The organism is Alteromonas sp. G4i13, from assembly GCF_054960505.1.
This window is the reverse complement of sequence record NZ_JBHNYX010000006.1, coordinates 130,169-156,938: the sequence shown is the minus strand read 5'-3', so window position 1 is coordinate 156,938 and position 26,770 is coordinate 130,169. Positions and strand designations below refer to the sequence as shown.

The 26,770-nt window shown below is 43.9% G+C and carries 15 protein-coding genes; 4 read left to right on the top strand and 11 right to left on the bottom strand.

Annotated features, from left to right (window positions below; all coding sequences use genetic code 11):
* Nucleotides 1-17: 17 nt before the first annotated feature.
* From ACFI6J_RS04610 to ACFI6J_RS04590, 5 genes are all read right to left on the bottom strand, one after another.
* A complete protein-coding gene (locus tag ACFI6J_RS04610; RefSeq protein ID WP_015000054.1) occupies nt 18-1,499 on the bottom strand; it encodes a tryptophan halogenase family protein in 1,482 nt (493 codons plus the stop codon).
* 16 nt (nt 1,500-1,515) lie between these two features.
* The gene (locus ACFI6J_RS04605) at nt 1,516-2,550 is read right to left on the bottom strand and encodes a cupin-like domain-containing protein (protein ID WP_156087261.1); all 1,035 of its coding nucleotides are present in this window, start codon (nt 2,548-2,550) and stop codon (nt 1,516-1,518) included.
* Between the two features lie 11 nt (nt 2,551-2,561).
* On the bottom strand, nt 2,562-3,293 hold the full coding sequence (locus tag ACFI6J_RS04600) for a SapC family protein (RefSeq protein WP_156087262.1): 732 nt from the start codon (nt 3,291-3,293) through the stop codon (nt 2,562-2,564).
* 193 nt (nt 3,294-3,486) lie between these two features.
* On the bottom strand, nt 3,487-6,525 hold the full coding sequence (locus ACFI6J_RS04595; RefSeq protein ID WP_076012274.1) for a TonB-dependent receptor: 3,039 nt from the start codon (nt 6,523-6,525) through the stop codon (nt 3,487-3,489).
* Nucleotides 6,526-6,829: 304 nt separating this feature from the next.
* Entirely contained in the window at nt 6,830-8,026 is a 1,197-nt protein-coding gene (locus ACFI6J_RS04590; RefSeq protein ID WP_462585747.1) for a XylR family transcriptional regulator, read from the bottom strand.
* A 229-nt stretch (nt 8,027-8,255) separates the two neighbouring features.
* On the opposite strand from ACFI6J_RS04590, the gene ACFI6J_RS04585 reads away from it, so the two are divergent.
* Together ACFI6J_RS04585 and ACFI6J_RS04580 are read left to right on the top strand one after the other, a co-directional pair.
* Entirely contained in the window at nt 8,256-9,737 is a 1,482-nt protein-coding gene (locus tag ACFI6J_RS04585) for an MFS transporter (protein ID WP_014951345.1), read from the top strand.
* 10 nt (nt 9,738-9,747) lie between these two features.
* Nucleotides 9,748-10,776: a glycoside hydrolase family 43 protein gene (locus ACFI6J_RS04580; RefSeq protein ID WP_014951346.1), complete on the top strand. Its 1,029-nt coding sequence runs from the start codon at nt 9,748-9,750 to the stop codon at nt 10,774-10,776.
* Nucleotides 10,777-11,238: 462 nt separating this feature from the next.
* Here the strand turns inward: ACFI6J_RS04580 and ACFI6J_RS04575 are convergent, their stop codons facing one another.
* Together ACFI6J_RS04575 and ACFI6J_RS04570 are read right to left on the bottom strand one after the other, a co-directional pair.
* Complete coding sequence (locus tag ACFI6J_RS04575) at nt 11,239-14,115, bottom strand: glycosyl hydrolase 115 family protein (RefSeq protein WP_156087263.1); 2,877 nt, start codon at nt 14,113-14,115, stop codon at nt 11,239-11,241.
* Between the two features lie 327 nt (nt 14,116-14,442).
* The gene (locus ACFI6J_RS04570) at nt 14,443-16,377 is read right to left on the bottom strand and encodes a sialate O-acetylesterase (protein WP_156087264.1); all 1,935 of its coding nucleotides are present in this window, start codon (nt 16,375-16,377) and stop codon (nt 14,443-14,445) included.
* A 231-nt stretch (nt 16,378-16,608) separates the two neighbouring features.
* Here ACFI6J_RS04570 and ACFI6J_RS04565 point away from each other — a divergent pair, with 231 nt between their 5' ends.
* The gene (locus tag ACFI6J_RS04565) at nt 16,609-17,313 is read left to right on the top strand and encodes a hypothetical protein (protein ID WP_014951350.1); all 705 of its coding nucleotides are present in this window, start codon (nt 16,609-16,611) and stop codon (nt 17,311-17,313) included.
* Nucleotides 17,314-17,317: 4 nt separating this feature from the next.
* Nucleotides 17,318-20,485: an endo-1,4-beta-xylanase gene (locus ACFI6J_RS04560; RefSeq protein ID WP_156087265.1), complete on the top strand. Its 3,168-nt coding sequence runs from the start codon at nt 17,318-17,320 to the stop codon at nt 20,483-20,485.
* A gap of 96 nt (nt 20,486-20,581) precedes the next feature.
* Here ACFI6J_RS04560 and ACFI6J_RS04555 read toward each other — a convergent pair whose 3' ends face one another.
* The 4 genes from ACFI6J_RS04555 to xylB all read right to left on the bottom strand — a co-directional run bounded on the left by ACFI6J_RS04555 (nt 20,582) and on the right by xylB (nt 26,552).
* Nucleotides 20,582-21,562: an aldo/keto reductase gene (locus ACFI6J_RS04555; RefSeq protein ID WP_014951352.1), complete on the bottom strand. Its 981-nt coding sequence runs from the start codon at nt 21,560-21,562 to the stop codon at nt 20,582-20,584.
* Between the two features lie 62 nt (nt 21,563-21,624).
* Entirely contained in the window at nt 21,625-23,640 is a 2,016-nt protein-coding gene (gene tkt, locus ACFI6J_RS04550; RefSeq protein ID WP_156087266.1) for a transketolase, read from the bottom strand.
* Between the two features lie 104 nt (nt 23,641-23,744).
* Nucleotides 23,745-25,064: a xylose isomerase gene (gene xylA, locus ACFI6J_RS04545; protein WP_014951354.1), complete on the bottom strand. Its 1,320-nt coding sequence runs from the start codon at nt 25,062-25,064 to the stop codon at nt 23,745-23,747.
* A 3-nt stretch (nt 25,065-25,067) separates the two neighbouring features.
* Complete coding sequence (gene xylB, locus ACFI6J_RS04540; protein WP_156087384.1) at nt 25,068-26,552, bottom strand: xylulokinase; 1,485 nt, start codon at nt 26,550-26,552, stop codon at nt 25,068-25,070.
* Nucleotides 26,553-26,770 lie beyond the last annotated feature (218 nt).

Sequence of the window (26,770 nt, the reverse complement as noted above, 5' to 3'; positions counted from 1 at the left end):
CGAATGATCGTTCCGCCCTAGGAGCTAGAACAATAATGCTGCAAAAAAGCTTCGTGAGATGGCATATTTTGCAGCCCCTTCTGTACTGCCATCTCTATGCCTTGTAAGAATCTTTGCAGTTCGTGTACGGGCATACCTCTTACACTGGAGTGATAACTTTTAGGTATTATTCCCTGCCCCAGCATAACTTGCGTCCATGAATCGACTCTGAAAAGCTCTCCGTCTTCCTGAAAGGCATGGCCAAACTCTTCAAACAACTGCATACGGTGCTTCAATGTTTCGGGCACTTCCATGTCATGGCAATACTGCCAGAATGGGCTGTCCTTACGATGCGTAGCGTGATAATGGAGAATAATGAAGTCCCTAATTTTAACAATCTCATCAAGTGTTTGACGATTATATTCCTTGGCAATACGTTCGCTGACTCCACTATTAGGAAAGAGTTTTAAAAAGCGAATGACGCCCATTATGATCAGATGAATACTGGTGGACTCCAGAGGCTCTACAAAACCACTCGACAACCCAAGCGCTAGACAATTCTTATTCCACGCCTGAAGGCGTCGGCCAGTTTTAAACTTTATCACTCTAGGTGTGGTGATCGTTTTACCTATTACGTTATCGAGAAGACGTTGTTTAGCATCATCATCTGACAAATATTGACTGCAATAAACCAGTCCATTACCAGTCCGGTGTTGCAGAGGAATCTTCCATTGCCAACCACTGTCATGCGCTATGGCCATTGTAATAGGGCGTGGGGCGCCGACAGATTCAGTTTGCACGGCTATAGCCCTGTCACAGGGCAGCCATTGTGACCAATCTTCGTAGCCTGTTTTCAACGTTTCCTCGATGAGTAAACCTTTGAATCCGGTGCAATCGATAAAGAAGTCACCATGTATTACTTCGCCCGAAGCGAGTTGAAGATACTCTATATAGCCCGTTTCCTTATTTTGGTGAACGTATTCGATCTTTCCTTCTTTTCGAACAACACCTCTTGTTTCACAGTAATCGTGGAGCATCTGGGCATATAGGCTGGAATCCAGGTGATAAGCATACTGAGTATTTGAATTCTGAGAAGTGGCGAATTTATCTTGCTTAGCAGCTTGAAGCTCAAAACAATAGTTGCCAAAATCTTTAACCACTCCTTGTTCTTTGCCATACAGCCAGAAGTGATGGAAGGGTGCGACAAAACTCTCTCGCCCAGTAACGCCAAATGAGTGAATATAAGCATCACCATTTTGGCCCCAGTTTTCAAACTGTATGCCAAGCTTAAAGGTGGCCGACGTCGCCTGCATAAATTCCTTTTCGTCAATACCCAGCAATTTGTGGAATACGCGCATAGGAGGGATAGTGGCTTCGCCAACACCAACTGTTCCAATTTCGTCAGATTCGACCAACGTGATGCTAATTGTAGGACCCATTTGCTTAGCAATTGCTGCCGCCGCTGTCCAACCCGCAGTCCCGCCTCCAGCAATGACGATCTTTTTCACGCTTTTATTCACTATTGTCTCTCTTTTCTTATCTATTCAGTTTGTTTACCAGCATAGCTCGCAGTTGGCGGGATTTTAGTTCATCTAATGGAGAAAGAAGTCCGTGTGATTCAGGAGGTAGGTGCTGAGTAGGTAATAATTCATCGTTAAAAATATAATAGTCGAACACGTGTTTCCAAGCAGCTTTTTCGTGAGCAGGTTTGTCTCGAAGGCTCAAGATAGAATGGTATAAAGCGTTCATTGCTGAGCCCATAAATCGCTCAGCATTGCTCCACCAGTAGTTAACTAAAATATTAAATTTATCCAATCCTTCTACTTGATGCCACCACATGCTGGGGATAAAAATGGCGTCACCAGGCTCTAATTCGGCAGTGATACCTTTTTCTTCAGCCTGTTTAAACTTAGGGTGTTTTTGATAATCAGGGTCGCAAAAATTTACCATAGAGATTGCTTGTCCTCCTGGCGTAGGCGATAAGGGTCCAGGATACAGATTTTCGATTTGATCTGGTGGAAACAATATGAACTTGCGCCGGCCTTTTACTACACATGCCATGTTATCTGATGCATCGTAATGACATTTGGCGATAGACTTATTGCCTATCCAAATGCTCGGAATCGGAGATTCAGAATTAGGTGCTAGTTTCGCAAACGACATATCGAGATCATTTTTTTGGCGAAGGCCGGGGAAACTTGAATCTATAACGTTTGAAGCGATATACACGCTTGGCGGCGCTGAATCCTCAAGATAAGTTATAATTAGGTCTAAGACATCGCCTATATGAGCTTTTTCTTTTTTGAAATTGAGTTGGGTTGCATTGTCGTTATACCCGTACTGCCCATCGAGCCCAGCTTCCCCAAAGTAGGTCAGGGTAGGCCGACCATTGTAGAAAGCTTTCAGATACTCCGCGGCGGCGATATCGGAATGTAGGCTTTTTTTTACAAGCTCCCAGTGATTAACAAGCCCCCTGAGGACTATAGGTTCGTCGTAACTATGCAAATCGTCTGGTATGTTTCCCGATTTGCTGGGACGAAGTTCTCTCGCTTTTCGAGTAATAGGTATCATCTTTTTAAATACTATTGTGAGAGATGAAGGTTTTTGAGGTTTATAAGCTTTCTTACATTTGTCATAGATGCCACCACTGCGAAGGCAAGTTGTAAGTAACCGGATTTACTTAACGCCTGCAATTCGCTACCTGTCAATGCTGCGAGTCTTTCTTCATGAATTGTATAGTTACCACTTAACCTTCGCTTTTCACCATTACTTAATTCAAATTCAATATTGACAGGCTCTATAAGATCTAACGCTAAAAATTGTTTAAACATATCACTTTGGATTTCCAAACCACTATCTATAACCGACAAACACGATGATATATGGTTCAAATATGGGCTATTTCCTCCATGAGTAAGGAAAAGCGATTGCCCTTCACTGTTACTCACTTTAGGGTGATCCATATCAATGTGTATAACAGCATTTTTTTCTTCGCTGTGACTAGATTGTTGAAAGCCAATTAGAAAAGGCCCTTTATTAAGGACTGCGGGTACGTAATCAGCCTTCCACCCCGATGGATAAGAGGCGTCTAAAAACAAGTTTTCGTTTTTTTCCAGACCCAGTAATACTACACATTGATAACCGTCGAATTCGCCATCTCGACGGAAAAAAATAGGATAGTGTTTTTGTAGTTCAATGAATTCAGATGGGAAAGCTAAAACACTAGCCTGATCATCACCATACCGTGCGGCGTAGTGAGTAATAACTTTTGTATCTTTGTGATTGACGTTGTTTAACAGCACGTGTTTTGTCATCTGTCTCCCCTTAATCACATGGTCTGAATGCACCCAATGTGATTGCTGTGAAAGCCTTTTATATTGCCCACAACAACACTAAAATAAAACATGTAATACACACATTCAGACAATTAAAAAGGCCGCTGTACCGCGGCTAAAAATAGCTATTTGCGCTGGCAAGCTATTGTTGCCAGCGCTTGAAACAACTCACTTAGAACTTATAGCGGGCACCAAGGTTGTATCGCGCTCCAAGCTCCGTCAAGAACCACATTTGCGTTTTGTTTCGTGCAAAGTCTCGTGCGTTCTCGCCCGTTACATTTATACCCTCGACGAAAACACTGAATTGCTCATTTATGTTATAGCTAAGGTTTACATCAACTTGTGTGTAAGCTTCGGTATACCGGGGGTTATTTGAGCCACCTCGGTTAGCTTCAGCTAAAAATTCATCGCGCCAGTTAACAGCTATTCGCGCTTGGAATTTGTCATCTTCGTACAAGCCCACTAGGTTAGCCGTATCGCTTAGCCCAATTAAAGCAAACTGTGACGTATTAGGATCTGCGTTGTTATCAAAGCCTACATCACCGTTTACGAAGGTATAGTTGGCCTGAACGCCAAAGCCTGTCTCGCCAAAGAAATGCTGAACAGCAAACTCTGCCCCGTAGATTTTCGCAGAGCGGTTGTTATCAGGAGTGTTAGTCCTAAACACATACTCTGGGTCTGACTCATCGGCGAGAATATCCCATCCTGGAGTTTCTGCGAGTTGCTGTATCTGTTCGGGCGTGCCAGTGTAGTCAGCCGCTCCGTTAGGAAAGGCTTCTGGCTGGCTTAGCAATACGGTCATTGCGTATAAAGATGTATCATCTACAGCGATACCCAAATCTTGGAGAGCGGCGGCGGCTTCCAGAGCACGAGGACCCGCGGTTGGGTTGCGTATACCTAGAATGGTCTGGTCTACTTGACGGCTGCCTAAGAAATTAGCCACATCTTTTTGAAAGAATCCTGCAGAAACATAGCTCGTAGAATCGTAGTACCATTCTAGCGACACATCTGTATTCGACGACTCAAGTGGCAACAAGCCTGGGTTTGAGGCGTTCGCCGTAGGTATTGCACCTAATAACGTAGAACCGCCGCCACCACCGAAGTTGCTCGCCGACACACCGAGACTGCCAAGTCCTGCACGAGCAATAGTTTTGCTATAAGAGAAGCGACCAATCAAATCTTCGCTAATTTCCAGTTTCAAATCTAAGCTAGGTAGTAAATAATCATAGCTGTTCTCAGCTGATGCTGGCGTTGGGGGGACATCAGAATTTACAAAGGGAACGATATCGTTATTATCTTCCCAACGGAATAAAGTTTGACCTACTAGAGAGGTTGATTTCACATCTGTTTCTTCGTAACGAAGCCCGGTTAGCACGCTGAAATACATGCCGCCAAGTTCTCCATCTAATGAAACTTGTGCATACGCCGCTAAAGTGTCCTCTTGAATTGTATCGTCAAACGACAAGGCTTGCTCGGTTGACGATGGAATGCCTGGATATAAAGATTCAGCGGCTGTATAAAGTTCACGAGCGTCAGCAATAAAACCAAAGCCACCCGGTAGTACACCGTAATCGTCAAATTCACCAGGTAGATCGAAAGGTTGAATTAAGTCACCAAACTCGCCAGGATTAGCAACCCCCCAGTTACCTAAGGCAATGTTGTTGCCTGCGGTTTGGAACGAACGAGATTCCATTTCCCGAGCTTCAACACCAAAGTCGAAACGACCATTATCTAACACATATTCGCCGTCTAATTTAAACTGTGTGATCTTCGAGCGCTGAGCTGCGTTACGAATACGCGCAATTGACGAACCTACATCACCGGCATCAACTACTCCGTTATTATTGGCACCACGAATACTGTCGTCGTAAACATTTAGATAAGTAGGTAGCTCCGAATCGTAGAACCACTCCCTCTCTACTACAGTAGGGGCGCCTAAGCCCACCGCAATTTCTCCCGAGCCACGTGGGCCGGTACCACGACTGTGCATCTCCGAGTCATGCGCATCAAACGTAAGTGAAAAGTCGTTATTTACTAAATATTTAAAGTTTACACCTATTGAGTCTAGCGTATTAGTTTGCTCTCGCCACTGTTGCTCATAGCCTTCATCTGTTCCGCCAGCATAGGTCTCTCTCATATAGATAGGAGTTTTTACAGTGCTGTTATCGAATTCCACAACCTGTGTATTGCTGCCAGTTTGCACCCAGTTAGTAATTTCGCCACGTTGTTCAACTATTTCGTTTTCAGCAAAGGTGTAGTCAACGGAGGCTGTGAACTGCTCTGTAGGAGCAAACTGAAGAGTTAACTGCACATTATCGCGAACGCGCTGAGTATTTGAGAATGCGTAACGAATGTCATTTGGGCGAGCGTATAACTGGCCTTGCTGGGGAGCATTGATATATTCAGCACTTGTCGTATTCCACAGCCTATCTGGATCAGCAAGATCGTCCCAATAATCGATATTCCAGTCATTTACCGTCGCACCGGTGTAACCTGAGTCACGCTCTTGGTGGATCGCAGCTACGCTAACGCCCCAGGTCGCGTCATCGTTAGCGTAACTAACAATCGCCGAGGCCTCTGGAGTTACATCGTCTCCCGTTCTATTTGTCGTGTCATGTACCGCTTTTACACCCGCAGTAGCCGTAAAACCTTCATTGTCTAAGGGTTTAGCTGTCACGATATTAATGGTTGCACCAATGCCGCCCGTTGCAATATTGGCCTTACCTGTTTTATATACTTCTACCGCTCTAACGGCCTCTGAAGCCAAATTTTGGAAATCAAATGAACGGGTGTTACCCCCACGAGTTGTTCCGTCAGCACCAGAACCCGCACCATAAGTAATAGCCGCAGGCATTGTACGACCATTGAGTGTAATCATATTATTACCACCCGCGAAACCGCGAACAGTCACTTCTGAACCTTCGCCGTTAGTCCGGCTGATTGAAACACCGGTAATACGCTGTAACGATTCTGCGAGGTTAGTATCTGGGAACTTACCAATATCTTCAGCTGAAATTGCATCTACGATACCAGCAGAATAACGCTTAATAGATGCGGCTTCTTGCAAACTACCTCTTATACCTGTTACTTCGATAATCTCTGTTTCTTGATCATCTTGTTCCTGAGCAAGTACGGGAGTTGAAATTGTAACTCCCAAAATTAAGGATAAACTTGTTGCCAACTGTGTTTTGGCAAACTTTCTTTTCGACATGTGCCTTCTCCAGATCCCGCATTAATGAGTGTATTAATTCGTTAACATCATCTGTACCGCTATTCGTTATTTTCAAATTACACCGATGATTGTTTAACGCCTCAATAATAGCGCTCGAGATAAGACAAAAGCTTTTATGTAATTTATCAAACCGTTAACTAAATTTTAACATGGCGTGAGTTTTTACTGCTCTAAGTAGGATTAGTTCGACAAGTATGAGCATGAAATAAAATCGTATAGTAATTACCACTGGGCTCGAACCGAACTCTTTTTCGCTGAGGATAGGTAGTGCCATTGTTGCAACTTAAAAACTAGCCACTTTACTTTCCTTACCCTTTTGATTTTCGCTTCTATAAGCTGATGGCGTTGAATTAAAGTGCTTGTTGAAAACAGAATACATATATTGGAGTGAGGGATAACCGCATTTTTCGGCAATGTCATTAATTGACATCTCTGATTCGGCGAGTAGCTTACACGCGCGAACAAGTTTCTCGTTATGAATTGCTGTATGAACACTGTAGCCATGTTCTTGTTGAAAACGGTTTTCGAGATTAGACCTGGAAATACCTACGAAGTCTGTTACCTGATCAACCTTGATACCTTTAGTGGCAAACTGTCGTATAAAGTGAACGGCTTGAATTACATAAGGGTCAGGCAATGCTTTAAATTCTGTCGATTGACGTGCTTCAACGCCTACTGGACCCACTAATACCTGACTTTCAGGCACCTTTTTACCTTCTAACCGCTTGTGAAGAAGTTTCGCGGCTTTGTACCCCATTTCGAAACAACCTTGTGTCACTGAACTCAAGCTAATCCGGCTTAGGTTTCTTGCTAAGTCGTCATTATCAATGCCAATAATTGATACTCTTTCAGGAACCTCTACCCCTAAGTGATCACATGCTTGGAGTAGGTGCCGTGCTCGGGCATCGTTTACCGCAATAATCCCTATAGGCTTTGGCAGATTCTCTATCCAATCGCTTAATTGCTTAAACGTGGAATGCCATGTTTTACGGTTTGTGGCATGGCCTTTATAAATTTGGTAGCTATATTCTTCTTTACTTGCCAACTTCGCGAATGCGCGCTCACGCTCGATAACCCACCGATGATGTTCATCGAGGGGTACGCTATACATCGCAAAACGTTTTAATCCTTTCTCTTTTAGGTGTTTAAACGCAGATTCAACCAGCGCGAAATTGTCTGATGCCACGTAAGGAATATTCGGGTATTGTTCTAGGTCAGAATAGGAGCATCCTACACCGATAACCGGTTCAGATATGTTGTCTACAATTTTCTTGATTTCTAGGTCATCATAGTTAGCTATTAATCCATCACAGCGCCATTCACTAACATCATCACCGTGAAACCTAAAGTCCTCTTCTAAAAAGACGTCCCAATCGACTTTAGTGGTATGCAGGTAGTGTCCGATACCCTCTAGAATTTGTCGATCATACACGTTATTAGCATTAAAAAGCAGCGAAATGCTGTGTTTTGATTCATACATACTCGGACCTGAACCTGTTAATCGACCAAATGTAGTATTACTTGATACTCTGAATTTGAATACATTTCAAGCCTAGTTGAAAGCCGTAATCTCGTTAAAAATGCAAAACGAGAACAAGTATCTTAAAAAACATAATTGTTAATAATAGCGGCAAGTTGCAACATGATGATAACAAATTTTTATTACACTTATTCCACTTTTCTTTTCTATATGTAAGTAGACGCAGTAAATGAATGCACAAACCAATTCCATATCTATCACAGAAAAAATAGGCTATAGCCTCGGTGACTTAGGCGCCAACCTTATATTTCAAACACTGATGACTTTTCTGGCTTTTTTTTACACAGATGTTTATAAAATCCCGCCGGCCACGGCTGCAACAATAATTTTTGTTGGCGGCATGATAGGTGCTTTTTTTAATCCTGTGATGGGTGTGATAGCAGACCGTACTCATACACGCTGGGGCAAGTTTAGGCCATGGATACTATGGACTTCAGTTCCTTTAGGTATAATCTCCTTACTTGCCTTTAGTACACCCGCGTTGAGTGACCAAGGAAAGTTAATATACGCTTTTACCACATATGTATTGTTGGTCGTGATTTATTCTGCGAACAACCTTCCGTATTCAGCCCTAAGCGGCGTGTTGACTGGCAACATGAAAGATCGAAACAGTCTATCGGCCTACCGTTTCGTCGCGGTAATGATTGCTCAATTTATTATTCAGGTTTTGTTGCTACCTCTTGTGTTGATTTTAGGAGATGGGGATAAAGCAGCAGGCTTTCAAAATACCATAATGATATTTTCTGTTGTGGGTATTATTTTCTTTCTGATTACTTTTATAACTACGAAAGAAAGAGTGATCCCTTCACCAGGAATGTCTTCGAGTATCAAGGATGACATAACAGATTTGATGGGCAATCGGCCTTGGTTAATTATTCTTTGCGTCACTATTTTAGTTTTCGTCACGCTTGCTTTAAAAGGCGGTATGTATATCTATTATTTCGAGAATTATTTAAGTGCAGCTCACATTCAAATATTCCTAAATGATATTCAATTCAACGCGTCTATAAATGCACTCAACAAAATACTCGTTAATGCTGGCCTGACCGAATTTCGCTGGCCTGAAGATGCGGCGACATCTGGCTTTAGTTTGTTTAATGCTGGCGGCATTATTTTTATGATTGTTGGGATAGGGTTTTGCAAACCTTTAGCTGATAAATTTGGCAAAAGAGATGTATTTGGATGCGCTCTATTTGTCTCAACACTTTTTATACTCGCTTTCTACATTATACCTCCTACAGAAATAGGTTGGGTGTTTTTGAGTCAAATTATGCATGGCTTCTTTTATGGCATTACGATCCCCTTACTTTGGGCAATGGTGGCGGATGTTGCGGACTATTCAGAGTGGAAAAATAACCGTAGAGCCACCGCGATTATATTTTCCGCAATGATATTTGGGCTTAAATCTGGCCTAAGCATAGGGGGAGCGTTAGTCGCGGGCATACTGGCTACCTATGGATATGATGCAGAATTGTCATCGCAAACCGTAGCCGCGGTTGAAGGAATTAAATTATCGGTGAGTGTCTATGCTGCTATACCTTTTTTACTTTGTGTTATTGCTGTGCTGTTCTTGTATAGCATAGACAAGAGTAAAGAGACTCAAATTGAAAAGGAATTAATGGTAAGGCGGGCTGTGAAGGTAGAGCTTTAAGGAGTATAAAATGCCAGAGAAACAATATGAAAATGAGATCGAAACATATAAAGAGTCTGCGATATCCAAGCCTCTTGTAGAGCACATCTACACCGCAGACCCTTCTGCACACGTATTTGAAGGAAAAATTTACATTTATCCCTCTCACGATATTGAAGCGGGAATACCTTTTAACGACAATGGCGATCACTTTGCTATGTGCGACTATCATGTACTTTCCATGGACTCGCTAACATCACCGGTGCAAGATCATGGTGTAGCATTGCACGTGGATAATGTGAAATGGGCAGAGCGCCAAATGTGGGCACCAGATGCCGCGACTAAAAATGGTAAATATTTTCTTTATTTTCCTGCGAAGAAAAGCGATGGAATCTTTCAAATTGGCGTTGCTGTAAGCAATACTCCTCATGGTCCATTCATGGCACAGCCTGAACCTATCGGCGGAAGTTATTCTATTGACCCAGCCGTGTTTGAAGACGACGACGGAACACATTACATGTATTTCGGTGGTATATGGGGTGGACAACTGCAGAACTATAGAGATAACAAGTACAACGCTTCTTTTGCAGAACCCCAAGACGGCGAGCCTGCGCTTGGTCCAATAGTGGCCAAGATGAGCGGTGACATGCTGGAATTTGACCATACGCCCAGAGAGATACTGATTGTAGACGAAGGTGGCAAACCTTTATTAGCGGGTGACCATGAGCGTCGCTTCTTTGAGGCATCGTGGATGCACAAACATAAAGGGAAGTATTACTTCTCCTATTCGACAGGTAATACCCACTATCTTTGCTATGCAATTGGCGATAGTCCTTACGGGCCATTCGTTTATGCTGGACGAATTCTTGAGCCCGTGGTCGGTTGGACAACGCACCATTCAATTTGTGAGTTTGAAGGTAAACACTATTTGTTTTACCACGATAGTACACTCTCGGGTGGCGTAACTCATTTGCGTTCCGTTAAGGTGGCACCGATAGAATATGACGATGATGGAAAAATTATAACGCTCTCCCCTTACGGCGATGTACGCGTCGAGTAATGTAGAAGAAAAGTAGGGTTAAAGCGGCATTCAACCGAAAGCGGTTTAACATATTACAAGTGTAATGCCTTTAAAGAGGTTTCGTTAAAACCTCTTCGTGAGAGCTAGTGTATCGTCCATATCACATTGTACGTTTTCGCCTTATGTTTTAAGGCTTTATACGTCGGTCTGTTAAGGCGATACACTAATTTTATTAAAAGTTCACTACCGACAGTTCGCTCTCTTCAGGCATCAGAATGATATGTGTTCAACGAGCTCTCGTGTCTCCTCATAGTTACCTCCTCCACACTAAGCCCTGTCAATTAATCTTGGATAAATTACAAATTGGCCCCGAGAAATTTATCAAGAAAAAGGAAATGCGCTGGACCGAAAAGCCGGCCAGCACACCGATATTCATATTCATAAAGCCAGAGGACTTCAAATATCATTAGTGTCCGTAGCAGGCTAGCCACCCGCTCCTAGTCACTCGATAAAAACACTCTGCTCTGGGCCAAGATAACTCGGTTTTAAGCGACCTGTGTCCACAATTATTTTTTGAATCACTACACCAGGGTCAATGGCGTAGATCTTTAGGGTTTTCGCTCCGGGTGTCTTTAAAGTATGGTGACTTATCGCATAGCGAACGCCCTTTTTAACTGAATCCTGCCATGCTTTGTCACTGTTATCCTCTAGAATATCGATGATCTGAGGAGGCTCTTCACCCAGTGAAATTGCGTAGCGCAGTCCCCGATCAGGAACAAAGTTTAGACTTGGCGCTACAATTGTTTGAATGCTTATGTCGCCGCTGCTAAACAGATGAAGGTCGTATTCAATGACTGGCGAAGCAGTTAAATCTTCTACAAATGTTTCATCGATAGGCATTGATACTGCCATAGATGAGCGGGTGCGGCCATGTAGTGGAATTTCGTACCATAAGCCGCTATCGGTGCTTTGCCGTCGTTGTGTATTGGCTGCCTCTATTGAGATATATCCGTCAGCTTCCACAAAACCTTTGATACTTTCTTGTTGTCGTTTAATTGCCGATATACTGATTTTTGCTTCACCCCAAGCTGCTCCTGAGATCACAATATGACCGGCATGGTGGCCTATCGTTAAATTTTCCCAATCTATACTGACTAATACGCGTTTATCATCTTTTACTTTTCCTTCTTGCTGGCTTAGACGTATCCAAGGAGCAGAGACCTCTGCGGTAAAATCAAAGGGAACAGTACCTTTGTTATATATTTCAATGTAGCGTTGGGATTGGCCGAAAGATTCGAACGTTAGTTTCATATTGCTATTATGAGGCCATGATGTACCGCTATCCTGTGGCCAAGCTGCGGCACTGCCTTCAATAGACACGCCCATATCAGACACAGCATTTGGTTTGTTGATATGTAACACCGGCATGGTGTCTTCTGGTGGGTTGTTCCAGTTGGTATAACCAATATGGGGTTGAGACATAAAATGGTTCCAGCGCCCATTATTTAGCTCGTGGTACCTTCTTTCTAGAGCAGCATCTTGTGCAAACCACTTTCGCGCTTTTAGGGCATAATCATTCGCACTCGCACGTTCTTGCAGGGCGTACAGTCTGTTTTTCGCAAGGTTGTGGTTTAATTCGTAGACAATGCGCACAGCTTTAATTGGATGAAGGACAAGCTGAAAAAAGGCATCTTGATAGGATGTTTGTAAGTCTTGGTAAATCGATTCTGCCTTTAGCTCTAGTGCAGCAAGTTCTTCAGAAATACGGTGAGCTTCGTCGTATACATATATACTATATGTAGAGGGCGCAACAAGCTCAGGTTTACGCCTGCCATTATGGCGCGTATAACCTTCAACGATATCTGCAATTTCCTTTGCGTGTTTTTTACCAAATTGTTGGCTAGCCCAATTTAATCCAAAGTTTGCAAGCGCTTCGGTATCCATAAGTGTTGGATCCCACGCCATGTTCAAAAAGAAATCAATTGGATACTCCATGGGTTTCAGGTCCCCCACATTGGTTATCCATATTTCTCGTGCTTCGAATTGATAAGCCAACTGCATCTGTTCCCATATTTTGGCGATAGGAACGGTATTAATCCAGCGATAGGAACGCGGCCCCCCCACATAGTCAAAATGATAATATACGCCAGCTCCACCTTTTCGTTGGCGCTCTTCTGGTGTAGGTAAACGTCGAATATTGCCCCAGTTATCATCAGCCCATAGGAGTGTGACATCGTCGGGCACTCGCATTCCATTTTCATAATAGCCTTGAACTTCTTTATAAAGGGTCCACACCTGTGGTATGTCAGACACATCCTTTTCAGTAAAAACATCGGATAATATCTTTCTTTGGTCGGTGACCACCTTTTCTAAAAGTGCGATATTTTGAGTTTCACTCATCGGCGTGTCTTCTTGGCCACGCATACCTAGTGTGAACACACTATCGAAACTTTTATGACGTTTTGCTCCTTCCGTCCAAAACTGATATAGATTGTCTTGATTTACCGCATAATCCCATTTTCCCTCCCCGAACTTGTTCCATTCTTTATCTGCCCGCATCATCGGTTCATGATGGGAGGTGCTCATTACAATGCCCATATCATGTGCCAGTTGAGCATTCATTGGATCGTCAACGCTAAACGCATTGTTCCACATAGCTGGCCAGAGAAAGTTGGCTTTTAACCGTAGGAGTAGTTCGAATATATGCTGGTAAAATTCATTGTTATAGTTGCCAAATTTGTCTTTCACGTACCCCGTTAACGCAGGTGCTTCGTCATTTAAAAAAATGCCTCGGTACTTTACTTTTGGCTGGTCTATGATCTGAGTTTTATGATGTATATAGATATTTTTATGAGTGCTGACGGGAACATCGGCCCACCAATACCAAGGTGAAACGCCAAGTTGCCGTGCGAGTTCGTAAATGCCATAAATCGTCCCCCTGCGGTCACTACCGGCGATCACTAACGCTTGTGCTATGTTTGGCATGGGGGAGGGAATTACCTCAATATGATATGCCTCCCATTCACCCCTAATACGCGAGAAGTCGACTTTCCCTTGCCGTTCAAGCATCTGTAATTCGGGGCTGTTATCCAATGTCCCGATAATGACAACAGCCGATTGTTTAACTTGTGGCTCGGCGATAGATGGACTATTTCCTGTTACTTTCTTAATGTCACCTTTGAGCTGTTCAATCGCCATGATTACGCCTTTAGGTTCACCATTGTTGAAGATCAGTGGAGCTGGCTGGCCATCGACTGCGAAAGGTAAATCACCGCTATCGCGCTCAAAGTGCACAAATGACTCAGCTGCGATTACTGGACTATTTATCCCTACCCAGAACACGATCAATAAAGCAAATGTTCGTATCAAATCAGTCATGTTTCCTCCGAAAGCTGCCCACCTAACTTGGACATTAATTTACTCACACCTCTAAGATGCTCGCGCAATCTTAAGGCAGGCGAGTATGTTAATTTTTTGTTTTTTTTGAGTTTCCTCTTATAAAACTTTGTAAAACTAAGCCCAAGACAATAAAAAACGGTTAAAAGGAGGGGGTAAGAGTGAGGTTTAGGACAATAGTACACGCAATATAAAGTGATAATGACCATGACACACGCAAGTCAAATGCACTTGTTAAATCTGCATGTTTTCTTCCATGCAGAATTTAACAGTTACGTGTTTCCTATAAGCAAAAGCTAATGCCTGGTACTAATCCAAATTAAAACGAAATGGAGCGGCAGGTAACCCATCTTTGTTATATAGATTCGCGGCTGGGTTGTCTGCCCAAGCATAACGGACGGCCGAAGGGTGCTTTACATCGGGGTGCCAAACCTGAACACGCTCCCCCTTAATCTCTGCTTTTGCCCAGTGAAACACTTCACTTTCATCCGCGATTTCAAACCCTGTCAAATTAGTACCCGAAGTGGACAAGCCACCGCCTTGATACTTAAAGTTAATCCACACATGGCTTCCTTTTAGAGTTACCTTTGTTGCCATAGGGCCGCTGTACACAATGTCTTTACCGTAAACTTTATGGAGCGCATTTTTGGCGAGTCGCTCACCAACTGATTCTTTATCTAAAGGATGTATATCATTCCATTCACCTACGTCGATGGCCACCGCCATGCCCGTGTTGGGCAAAGACAATGCGGATGCTTGCTGTTCTCTTAACTCAGCCCAACCGCTTTGGGCTGGCGTTGACAAACGCGGGTTAAAGTTAGCCAACTGAACAAATAAAAATGGCAGCGTGGGGTTGTTCCATTTATTTCGCCAGTCTTCAATCATGGTTTTAAACATATCACCATACTTATCTGGATTAGCTGTATTTGACTCCCCCTGATACCAAATAACTCCTTTGATTGGTAAAGATGTCAGTGGGTTGATCATGGCATTGTACAGGCCCATGGGTTTGTATTGAATGAAGGTGGTTTGCTGAAGATGTTCATGGACAACGCCAAGTTTGTAGTGCCATTCGCCGTTTAAATCTACGCGAGTTTCACCTGCGCCAATCCAGTATTCCTTGTCAGAAACGAACCCGCTGTGGTCCCTATGACTTTCTAAGCGAATAGTAATAGTATTGCTTCCAGGTTTAAGCACATCAGCGGGCACCGTGTAACGGCGGGGAGGATACTTATAGGTAGTTTGCCCCACTTTGGTGCCGTTTACATAAGTCGTGTCCGCATCGACAAGTGCTCCAAGCACAAGTGTCGCTTGTTCACCTACAAGGTGACGAGGCCACTGAAAGCGTTTTCTGAACCAATGCACGCCATTAATAGGCTTTTGCTCCGCGTCGGTTAGAAAACCAGGCACCGAAAATAAAGTCCAGTCACTTTCGTCAATGTTGTTTGACCACCAATAGGGCGATACATTACCTTTATCGTGAGTTGATATGTAATCTTCCCATTGTCGTTGTCGCTCAGCATCTTGGGATATAATTGAGTTAATGACATTATCACTTTGGAAGTGCTTCGCTTCTTTCAAATCCTCGGGAAATGAGGCCAATGCATCTTCACTCATCCACGACTGTATTGGCGTTCCACCCACTGCACTTAGAACAATACCTACTGGTACATTCACATCGTCCTGAATTGCGCGTGCAAAGAAAAAACTAACGGCTGAAAACGATTCTCGCTCTCTAAGTTTATCGGCCGATTTCCATTGTGCGTCTTTTACATCGATATTTGGCTGCTTGAAATTGTACTGCATAGGTACACTAAACTCGCGGATCAACGGTCTGCTTTCATTTGCTACAATGTCAGGAAACTTTTCCTTTATTCTGGCTAGCGGTAACACCATGTTAGATTGCCCAGACGCCAGCCACAGGTCCCCGAAATATACGTCTTTGACTTCAACAGTATTGTTGCCAACAAATGTCAGGGTATGAGGTCCGCCCGCAGGTTGTTTGGGTAGTGAGGTGCGCCAAATGCCGTCTTCTTTGTCAGCTTTTGTAACAGCCAATGTTTCACCATTTAGGAAAATGGTTACTTTTTCCTCAGGGCTAGACCATCCCCAAAGAGAAACTGGTATATCGCGCTGAAGTACGGCGTGATCGGACAGCACTGAGGGAAGCTTTACCTCAGCGAAGGCCGAACGGCTACTGAATATGAGTAATATTATGGTGCACCTAAACACTACTTGTTTCATCCGATTCTCCTTTCATTCTAATGCTACTTATTAGCAGTAAACTATCCGAGAAATAAAAAACCAAAAATTGTAAATGCAATACCGTTTTTTGTTATGAAAATGTTACTGACAATTCTCTATTCTCCACTATAACCAAACGTCACGTTTGGCCTTATTACGTTATTACTAAGTTAAATTTCGTTTTTTAGTAATGACGGAGTGCCCCCCAATAAATAAATTAGGAATATAGCTATGTTGGTTTATCGAAGTATTTTATTAAGCTTATTAATGCTCTATTTGCCCGCTGTGAACGCAGCAATTCTTGAAAACGGCGATTTCTCAACGTGTAATTTTGCAGGATGGGAACGAGATACAGATGGCGCTGGCATTATAGCGTCGGGAAATGACTTTTCCATAAATGGCACCGCCCCCAGTTGTGAGGCTGTAATTAGTGTTGACTACACAGATACAGAAGCCTTTTTTGCAAACACATTATTTCAGTTTTTAGATTTCAGCTCAGCGGGAAGTGGACCACTCACTCTGAGCATGGATATTGAGGTAAATAGTGAATTATCAGACATCGATAATAGCTTTATTGCCGATTATTTTGTTATTAGCTTTTTTGATGGCATCAATTTTTATAGTAATACGGGCTCTACCGGGAGCCTTTTTGAAGCCGATATTAACGGCTTGGCCAGTTACACTCTTTCTTTTCTGCTTGAGCCATCGCTTACATCAATCTCGAATTTGTCCCTAGATTTTCAGCTTCTGTTAGGTGCAGATGATGATGGTTTTACCGATTTAGGTGGTTCTACTCTTCGAATAGATAACGTATCCATTACTGAAAACAGTGTGCCGGTTCCAGCGCCTAGTGGAGTAATACTTATGATGATTAGTTTGGCTGCTTTAGGCGCGCGAACGTCGCGAGCAAAGCAGTTATGTTGGCAGAGGAGCTAGTACAATGAAAAAATTTTTACTGAAACTAATTATAGTTACTTCTTTAACTTGGCTAGCTTCACCCGTTTTCGCCGACTGGACTGATATTGAAGAAATATCGATTAGCAAATCTCGACCTTTATTTGACAGAACGAACAGAGTCTACGTTGTTAATGTACAAATACAAAATGATAGTGATGAGGACATTCAAGGCCCTCTAAGAATGCTTGTTAAAAACGCTACCATTGGGGTGACGGGCGAGGATGGTCTAAGCGAAAGTGGTGCGCCATATTTTGTAGTTAGTGAAGCATCATTACCTGCTGGTCAAAGCGTCTCGGTTAAAACGACGTTTGAACCGAATCGAGCGAGGCTCGCCTTTGATGCTGTTATTCAAAAGGCAGATCCTAACGTTGCAATTTATGCAGAGGCAGAGGGCGGGAGTGCCGGCACGCTACTGTTTAAAGGTAACGCCTTTAGTGTTATTGAGGGCGACCCTAGTTTCGTGACCATCAATGAAACAGACACTAATGCGCCAACCGATGATGCTCGTGTTATCGAACTTGAAGTCGCATTCCCTGATGCCGGAGAATATACGCTATATGCGAGAGTGCGTGTTGGCCCAAATACAGTTGAAGACGACAGCTTCTTTCTCCCTACTGAGTTTGGTAGAAATAATGGCTGGGAAACGCTTAATAATATTACAGGATTTGTGGTGCCTGGAGAGCCGGGCTATGAAGCGAACAGTTTAGTTATCTCGGGAGGTTCAGCTGCAAGCAACGTGTGGAAATGGACACGGATAGCAGGCCCGACCTATACGGTACCTGATAATAGCTTAGATCAGGTGTTTCGATTTGCTGGTCGCGAAGATGGTTTAGCCATTGATAAGTTTGCATTTGCCAAAGAAGATCTTCTGTTCACTATAGAAGCTTTAGAAAATGGCCGTGCTGGTAACCTTATTGAACCGCCTCCACCTTTCGTTCCCGCTGGACCTCCACTTGCTACAGGGCAAGAGAAATTCCTCGGGGGAGTTTGCTGTGGACGACAGCGACCTAACTTCGAAGCTTACTGGAATCAGGTTACGCCCGAAAATGCAGGCAAATGGGGATCAGTGGAAGGTACCAGAGATGTAATGAACTGGGCTGAGCTTGATGAAGCCTATGAGCTCGCCAAAGCCAACAACTTCCCTTATAAGCATCACGTTCTCGTATGGGGGAATCAGCAGCCTGAATGGATAACAGATTTGCCTGCAGAGGAACAACTTGAAGAAATTCTGGAATGGTTTAATGCCGTAAACGCAAGATATGAAGCTATCGACTTTATTGAGGTGGTAAATGAATTTGATAATGATCCGCCAAATCTGGCCAATGATGGCCCAGGCTATATTGATGCGTTGCGTTTATTTGATCCGCAAACCACTTCGGAATTAATTAGCCAATTTGAAAATAATGGCTTATCAACGCCCGAAGCCACAAATAAGGCCGCTAAGTTCGACTGGATCATCAATGCATTCCAGATGGCACGAAATATTTTCCCTTCAACTACCCGCTTGATGTTTAATGAGTATAATTTAATCAACTCTGCCTCTCGTACTGACCTTGCTATTGAATTAGCGAAGTTACTTCAAGCACGTGGACTACTTGATGACTTTGGCTTTCAAGGCCATGCTTTTTCTACAACTGGTCCTAACGAAGCTATGTTAGAAAATCTCGATAGAATCGCGTCAGAAACAGGATTAGATGTTTACGTTACTGAGCTTGATATCGATGGCCCGACCGAGCTTATTCAATTACTGGATTATCAAAGAATATTCCCCCTATTTTGGGAACATCCGGCAGTTAAAGGGATAACTATGTGGGGGTATTTACCGGGTCACTGGCGCGAAAATCAAGGTGCTATATTAGCATTGGAAAACGGTTCGGAAAAACCTGCTCTGAAGTGGTTACGCAGTTACATGCGAGGCCTCTCTCCTACCATCACAAATCCGGGTCTGCTGGAGGTTAGCGCAGATGCACCAATCGGGACCTCTGTTATAGTCCTTGAGTCTAAAACATTTGACGGCGTGGTTAACACCGAAGGTGAACCCGTCACTTGGTCAATCTTAGGTGGCTCGGGTGAGGGGGAATTCACTATCGACAGTGAAACGGGTGAAATTACCACTACTGAAAATTTACGTTCTGCATTGAGAAATCTTTACGTACAAGTTGAGCAGGACGGCTACACCAGCTTGGTCTTGGATCTACAAATCTTCATTCCAGGTGACGACTTAGAGCCCGTTGTGATTGAGTACGATTTTCTGAATGATGTTCAAGGCTGGCGCGGTGATTATGGTACTGGAGCGTCTGTAGATTATGATGAGGCGGCACAGGCGGCTGTAATGATACCAGACTGGGCCGGTAACGCGAATGAGCAGGTGTATATTCGCGAGATAGCGTTAACTGACCTAACCGATGCAACCGTGGACTATTCCGTAACGGTTTCTCAAACGCTTGCGGACGCAGGTCTAACGATTCAAGGCTTTATCCAAACCGGAGCGCCAAACTATACGCGTATGTATGGTGAGGCGTTTACGCCAGTGGCGGGCGAGAATACGTTCAGAATAAGCCCGCTGGATAATGGTAATGGTGACATTGAAATTATTGAACGAATAGGTTTTCAACTTAACGGGCCTTTAACCGGGGCGTTAGACGAAAACGTATTGTTAAATAGTGTGATTGTTACTATTCCTGTAACGGTTCCGGCGAGTAATGTAGTTGAATATGATTTTGAAGAAACTGTTGAAGGCTGGCAAGGTGAATACGGCACAACTGCAAATGTGGTGCACAACGCGCTGCGCGAATCGGCTGAATTACTTCCAAACGGTTCAAGTGCTTCACATAACTATATAGTCCAGTTTTCCCCTACTGATTATACAGGTGCAAGTCTAAAATATACGGTTACAGTAACCGAGGAGCAGGCCAACAATGGATTGAATGTGCAGGGCTATGTTCAGACAGGAGCGCCTAGTTACACACGACTGTACGGAAATATTCAAAATGTGGTGCCAGGTGAAAACGTCTTTACTTTCACTCCCGTTGACAATGGTAATGGCGACATCGCAAACGTTGAAAGGATAGCATTTCAAATTAATGGATCGTTTTCAGGCGCAAGTGAGGATACTGTGTTGCTTGATAACGTGCTAGTGACATTTCCTTAAAGAATGATGTAGCCCCGGCTACTAGAAAAAATAAACCCCTCTGACAAAAGAGGGGTTTATTATTGAACTAATGACTTAAAATACAAAGGTTTTATATTACACTGGGCACCTAATTAGATTCGCTATTTTAGACTGGTATAGTTCATACAGTAATTTGTGACTTTCGCTTGAAAGAGGAGCGATAGTAGAAGCGTTTACGTTTTGCATAACCTGTTGTGCAGAGCTGGCTCCTGGAATTACAGTTGTTACTTCTTCATGGTCTAAAATCCACCGCATAGCGAAGTTTGCCATCGTTATTTCAGAGGGCTTTATCTGCTGCAACGCCTCTACCAATTTAAGACCTTCATTAAAATCAATTCCAGAAAAGGTTTCGCCAACACTGAAAGCTTCGCCATCTTTATTGTAGTTTCTATGGTCGGATTCAGCGAATGACGTTGAAGCGTTATACTTGCCACTTAATAAACCGCTGGCAAGGGGAAGGCGCGCAATAATACCAACTTGGTTTTCTTTGGCTACTTTGAATAAAGCATCTTTAGGAGCCTGTCTAAATAGGTTAAAAATAATTTGCAGAGAAGTTAGGTCTGGGTGTGCTACACACATCATCGCTTCATCAATGGTTTCAACACTAGCGCCAAAATAATCGATAAGGCCTTCTTGTTGCATTTGTCTTAAGAAATCAAAAATGTGACCTTTTTCTAAAACCGAAGGTGGTATGCAGTGAAGTTGAAGAAGATCAATTTTATCGCGACGCAGCCGATCACGAGAGCGTTGAATAGCGTCGCGCATATCTTGAAGCGTATAACCACTGGGGTAGGTGCCTTCACCACGGCCGTATTTAGTGGCTATTTTTACGTCTGCTTTTGTTTGCTCCAGCCGTTCACCAAGAATAGACTCGCTTCGCCCCGCTCCGTATACATCAGCGGTATCGAAAAAAGTAATACCGTTTTCTAAGGCAGCTTCTATGATATGAATAGCATCTTTTATAGCGATTGGACCAAAATCTCCTCCCAATTGCCAGCATCCCAGACCAACTTCGCTCGCGAAAATAGAAGATTTGCCAAGTTTTCGTTGTTTCATATTTTTCCCTTTAGATATCGTCTTCACCGGTTAATTAAAGTGGCGTCCGCCCTTTCAGCCCCTTAAAAAGTGTTCCGTTTTGCGAGAGCTTTTCGAGCTTTTGCAATCACATTGTCCACGGTAATGCCAAAGTGTGAGAACAGAACCTCGCCTGGTGCCGATTCCCCAAAGCTGTCCAGGCCAAGAATTTCCCCCGCAGGCCCCACGAACTTGTGCCAGTAATCGACATGTGCGGCCTCTATGGCTAGCCTACATGTTACGTGAGGGGGCAATACCTGTTCTTGGTAAGTAGATTCTTGACGCAGAAATACACTTGGGCTGGGTAAGGATACGACACTGGCTTTAATATCGTGCAAGTTGATCAGTTGTTCAGCGGCTTCAACAGCAAGTGGGACTTCTGAACCAGTGGCAATGAGGATAATGTCAGGTTCGCCCTCGCAAGGGCGAAGAGTATAGCCACCTTTTTCAATCTTGTGTAATTGGTCATAGGTTCTTGCTTGGGGCTTCACACTTTGCCTACTAAAAACTAAAGCGGTGGGGCCGTTTGAGCGCATAAGTGCTATCTTCCATGCTACCGCCGTCTCCGCAGCGTCACAGGGCCGCCATGTATCCAAATTAGGCGTCATACGCAGCGTGGCAAGTTGCTCAATTGGCTGGTGAGTAGGGCCGTCTTCGCCTTGACCGATTGAGTCATGGGTATAAACGAAAATACTAGGAAGGCCCATTAATGCTGCCATTCGTACAGCATTTCGAGCATACTCCATGAAAATTAGAAAGGTAGCACAAAATGGTTTAAGACCACTGTGGATGCTAATTCCATTAGCAATAGCAGTCATTCCAAATTCTCGCACTCCGTAAAACAGATAGTTTCCTGAAGCATTTTCTGCGGTTATCGGTTGAGATGAGTTCCACATGGTTAAATTGGACCCCGACAAGTCAGCTGAGCCTCCGATTATTTCAGGTAGAAGATTCGCATAAAATTCAATAGCGTTTTGGGACGCTTTACGTGTTGCCATAGGTTGCATTTCAGCTTGCGCTGAGTGGATGAAACTATTGGCGCTTTGTGAAAAGTCTTCTGGCAACTGGCCAACAGTGCGTCGTGTAAATTCGCTCGCTAGTCTAGGATGCGCTTCATTAAACCTCTTGAATAAGGTATTCCACTCATTCTCCCACGCTGCGCCGGCCTCTCTGGCGTCCCACTCATTGCAGATATCACTAGGGATATCAAAAGGCTCATGATGCCAGTTGAGGGCTTTTCTCGTAGCCCGAATTTCACTTTCTCCGAGCGGTGAACCGTGGCTACTGTTTTTACCAGCCTTATTTGGCGACCCAGCACCAATCACCGTTTTACAGCAAATTAACGTGGGTTTGCCCGCGCACTTTTTCGCTTCTAAAATAGCATTGTCGATAGCCTCATGGTCGTGACCATCAACGTTAGCGATAACTTGCCAGCCATAAGCTTGGAATCGGGCTTGCGTATCGTCAGTGAACCAGCCTTTCACTTCGCCATCTATTGAAATACCATTGTCGTCCCAAAATACTATAAGCCTTTCCAATCCCAGCGTCCCTGCCAAAGAACAAGCCTCGTGGGAAATGCCTTCCATCAAGCAACCGTCGCCAGCAAAACAATAGGTATAATGGTCAACTACCGCATATTCAGGTTTATTAAACTGTGCGGCCAAAACTTTTTCAGCAATAGCCATCCCCACAGCATTGGCAAGTCCTTGACCTAGCGGCCCAGTGGTGGTTTCTACCCCCGGGGTGTAGCTATATTCAGGATGCCCTGGCGTTTTAGAGTGTAGCTGACGAAATCGCTTTAGGTCGTCGATAGAAAGGTCATAGCCAGTTAGATGAAGCAGTGCATAGAGCAACATAGAACCATGACCGTTTGACAAAACAAATCTATCGCGGTTGAACCAGTCAGGGTTAGATGGGTTATGTCTGAGATGTTTTGTCCAGAGCGTATAGGCGATATCCGCCATTCCCAGAGGAGCTCCGGGATGACCAGACTGAGCTTTTTCTACCGCATCCATGCATAAAGCACGTACAGCATTAGCCATAGGGTTCGAAAATTTCATAATTATTCCAAAAAGATAATGAAGTGATGTTGATGAAAATCGAGTGAGAAGACTAAAGGTAAAAAGCGGGCTAGAAATTCTTCCAGCCCGCGATGTAGGCAAAATTAGCCAAATAGTGCGCGGTTTAGTTTATTTTCGAGTAGCTCTTGTTGACCACTCACGGCTTTGGGCGCTAAGTTATTCGATACACAATGCTCTGCTAATGATTCTAAGCTGTGTTTACCACTATCAATTGCTTTACCTAAATCACTCTGCCAGCCTTTATATCTTGCTTCTTTAGCTTGCGCCAGAAAGTCGTTCTCGATGATTTTTGCTGCTTTTCGTAACGCTAAGGCCATATGGTCCATGCCCCCTATATGACCATGGAATAAATCTGCCGGGGCGCAGCTCTGGCGACGAAGTTTACAGTCAAAATTCAGTCCGCCAGTAGTAAAGCCACCATTTTTTAAGATTTCATACATGACCAACGTTAACTCATCAACAGCATTTGGAAACTGGTCAGTATCCCAGCCGTTTTGTGCATCACCACGATTAGCATCAATGCTGCCAAAAATACCTAATGCTATTGCTGTTGCTATTTCATGGTGAAAAGAGTGGCCAGCAAGCGTAGCGTGATTCGCTTCGATATTGACTTTGAACTCGTCCTCTAGTCCATAACGTTTTAGAAAACCATACACAGTGGCCGAGTCGTAGTCATACTGATGTTTTGTAGGCTCCTGAGGCTTAGGTTCGATGAGTAGCGTTCCTTTAAAGCCAATCTTATGCTTGTGCTCTGCGACCATGGTAAAGAAGCGCCCCAACTGTTCATCTTCCTTTTTAAGGTTGGTGTTAAGGAGACTTTCATAACCTTCTCTTCCGCCCCATAGTACATAATTCTCACCACCCAACCGTTTGGTAGCGTTCATAGCATGGAAAACTTGTGTTGCGCCAAAAGTAAAAACTTCAGGATTGGGGTTTGAGGCACCGCCAGCACAATATCTTGGGTGGCTAAATAAGTTCGCTGTACCCCATAAAAGCTTCAGTCCTGTTTGTGCTTGCTTCTCTTCAAGCACATCGACCATAGATGAAAAGTTGCTGACATACTCATTAATGCTGTCTCCGCCAGGCGCCACATCGGTGTCATGGAAACAATAATAAGGAACATTCAATTTACTGAAAAAATCAAATGCGACATCAGCTTTTTCAACTGCGCGTTTCATGGGGTCGCCGTCTTTCAACCACGGTCTGCCAAAGGTGCCTTGACCAAACACATCAGCGCCATCCCAACAAAAGTTATGCCAGTAACACGCTGCAAAACGCAGGTGTTCTGCCATGGTTTTTCCCAAAATAACCTCTTCGGGGTTATAGTAATGAAAAGCTAAATCGTTGTCTGATTCAGGTCCTTCATATTGAATAGGTTTAATATTTTCAAAATAAGCTGACATAATTTAGCGCTCCGTTGACGTTTGAGATAAAGGCGATACCGCTTGCTGAATAGCGGGATAAAGCGAAACGAATAGGTTTCGTCTTCGCTGATAAATTTGATGATGCTCTGCATTTGGGTTGTGGATATCAACCAGAGGTGGCGATCCACACACATTTTGCACTTGACTGTTTTCGCAGGTTCCCAGTTGAGCCAACCTTGCAGCTCCTAGTGCTGGGCCGACATCTCCTCCCTGCTTGTAAGAAAGTTTTAGGTTTAAGATATCCGCCATCATTTGTCGCCAATAGGCGCTTTTAGTGCCACCGCCAATTAAACAAATGTCATTCGCAGAGGTACCTGAGGCATGAACAGCATCTACACCATCAGCCATAGCAAAACAAACCCCCTCCAAAACAGCGTAAGCCATATCTTTTGTGGAATGTTGGTGTGTAAGACCAATAAAGGCGCCAGATGCATTAGGGTCGTTGTGCGGCGTACGTTCACCACTTAAATATGGAAGGAAAAACGGCGCATTTTCCGACGGGCCGTCTTCATTTTCTAGCAAAGAAAGTACAGCTGGAACATCTTTTCCAACTACTGATTTGGCGAACCAGTCAAGGCAGTTGGCGGCACTTAGCATTACCGACATTAAATGCCAGCGGTCAGGTAAGGCATGACAAAAGCTATGTACTGCTTTCTCAGGGAAGCTGCTGAATTGATCAGCTACGACAAAGTAGACGCCAGAGGTGCCCAGTGAAATCATGCCTTGACCAGGCTCAGTCAACCCAACGCCTATTGCGCCGGCTGCATTGTCTCCTGCACCGGCCACAATTGGGATTTCGTCTATTCCCCACTTCCGGGCTAGCTCGGGTAATAATGTCCCCGTTACTTGGGGCCCCTCGACCAACTCTGGCATGTGCTTTTTCGTAAGCCCACATGCAGCCAAAAGCGATTCATCCCAACAGCGTTCTCGGGTGTTCATCCACATTGTGCCTGACGCATCTGACATATCAGAAAAGAACGTGCCGCACAGCCGAAATCTCAAATAGTCTTTGGGCAAAAGCACTTTATGAATTCTCTCAAAATGCTTAGGTTCATTATTCTTGACCCACAGCAACTTGGGTGCAGTAAACCCTGGCATCATAATATTGCCAGTCAGTCTTCGGCTGTCTGAAACAACCCCTTCAATTTCCAAACACTCCGCTTGGCATCGCCCATCGTTCCATAAAATTGCGGGCCTTATTACGCTTCCAGCTTCATCTAATAAAGTAGCGCCGTGCATTTGCCCAGAGAGCCCTATCGCTTTTATCTGTGAAACGATATGAGACTGTGAAAGCTGGTCAATAACCGACTCTACTGCTGACCACCAATCAAGTGGGTTTTGCTCAGACCATAGGGGGTTGGGACTGTTCACAGACAACGCCGCAGATTTCGTGTCGATGATATTACCTACGTCGTCCATAAGTGCCGCTTTTAAACCAGATGTTCCTAAATCGATCCCTAAATACATAACTACATTCCAGAACATAACCAGGCCGAAATGGTCATTCTTTTTATCGGCTATCGCAATTATGAAATGTGGAAATGAAATTCTTTAATTTTGTAATTTATTTGTTATTTAGTGGTTATTTCACTTTTTTGGAAAAGGTATAGGCTATGTTTTTTCAGTCAGATTTTTCGCAACACCAATATCCAAAATCATAATATCTGCGCCCTGTATTTGCGATT

Bases quoted from the DNA above. Each gene is read 5' to 3' on its own strand.
- ACFI6J_RS04605 (WP_156087261.1), bottom strand. From the start codon at position 2,550: ATGATACCTATTACTCGAAAAGCGAGAGAACTTCGTCCCAGCAAATCG.
- ACFI6J_RS04600 (WP_156087262.1), bottom strand. From the start codon at position 3,293: ATGACAAAACACGTGCTGTTAAACAACGTCAATCACAAAGATACAAAA.
- ACFI6J_RS04595 (WP_076012274.1), bottom strand. From the start codon at position 6,525: ATGTCGAAAAGAAAGTTTGCCAAAACACAGTTGGCAACAAGTTTATCC.
- ACFI6J_RS04590 (WP_462585747.1), bottom strand. From the start codon at position 8,026: ATGTATGAATCAAAACACAGCATTTCGCTGCTTTTTAATGCTAATAAC.
- ACFI6J_RS04585 (WP_014951345.1), top strand. From the start codon at position 8,256: ATGAATGCACAAACCAATTCCATATCTATCACAGAAAAAATAGGCTAT.
- ACFI6J_RS04580 (WP_014951346.1), top strand. From the start codon at position 9,748: ATGCCAGAGAAACAATATGAAAATGAGATCGAAACATATAAAGAGTCT.
- ACFI6J_RS04575 (WP_156087263.1), bottom strand. From the start codon at position 14,115: ATGACTGATTTGATACGAACATTTGCTTTATTGATCGTGTTCTGGGTA.
- ACFI6J_RS04570 (WP_156087264.1), bottom strand. From the start codon at position 16,377: ATGAAACAAGTAGTGTTTAGGTGCACCATAATATTACTCATATTCAGT.
- ACFI6J_RS04565 (WP_014951350.1), top strand. From the start codon at position 16,609: ATGTTGGTTTATCGAAGTATTTTATTAAGCTTATTAATGCTCTATTTG.
- ACFI6J_RS04560 (WP_156087265.1), top strand. From the start codon at position 17,318: ATGAAAAAATTTTTACTGAAACTAATTATAGTTACTTCTTTAACTTGG.
- ACFI6J_RS04555 (WP_014951352.1), bottom strand. From the start codon at position 21,562: ATGAAACAACGAAAACTTGGCAAATCTTCTATTTTCGCGAGCGAAGTT.
- tkt (WP_156087266.1), bottom strand. From the start codon at position 23,640: ATGAAATTTTCGAACCCTATGGCTAATGCTGTACGTGCTTTATGCATG.
- xylA (WP_014951354.1), bottom strand. From the start codon at position 25,064: ATGTCAGCTTATTTTGAAAATATTAAACCTATTCAATATGAAGGACCT.
- xylB (WP_156087384.1), bottom strand. From the start codon at position 26,552: ATGTATTTAGGGATCGATTTAGGAACATCTGGTTTAAAAGCGGCACTT.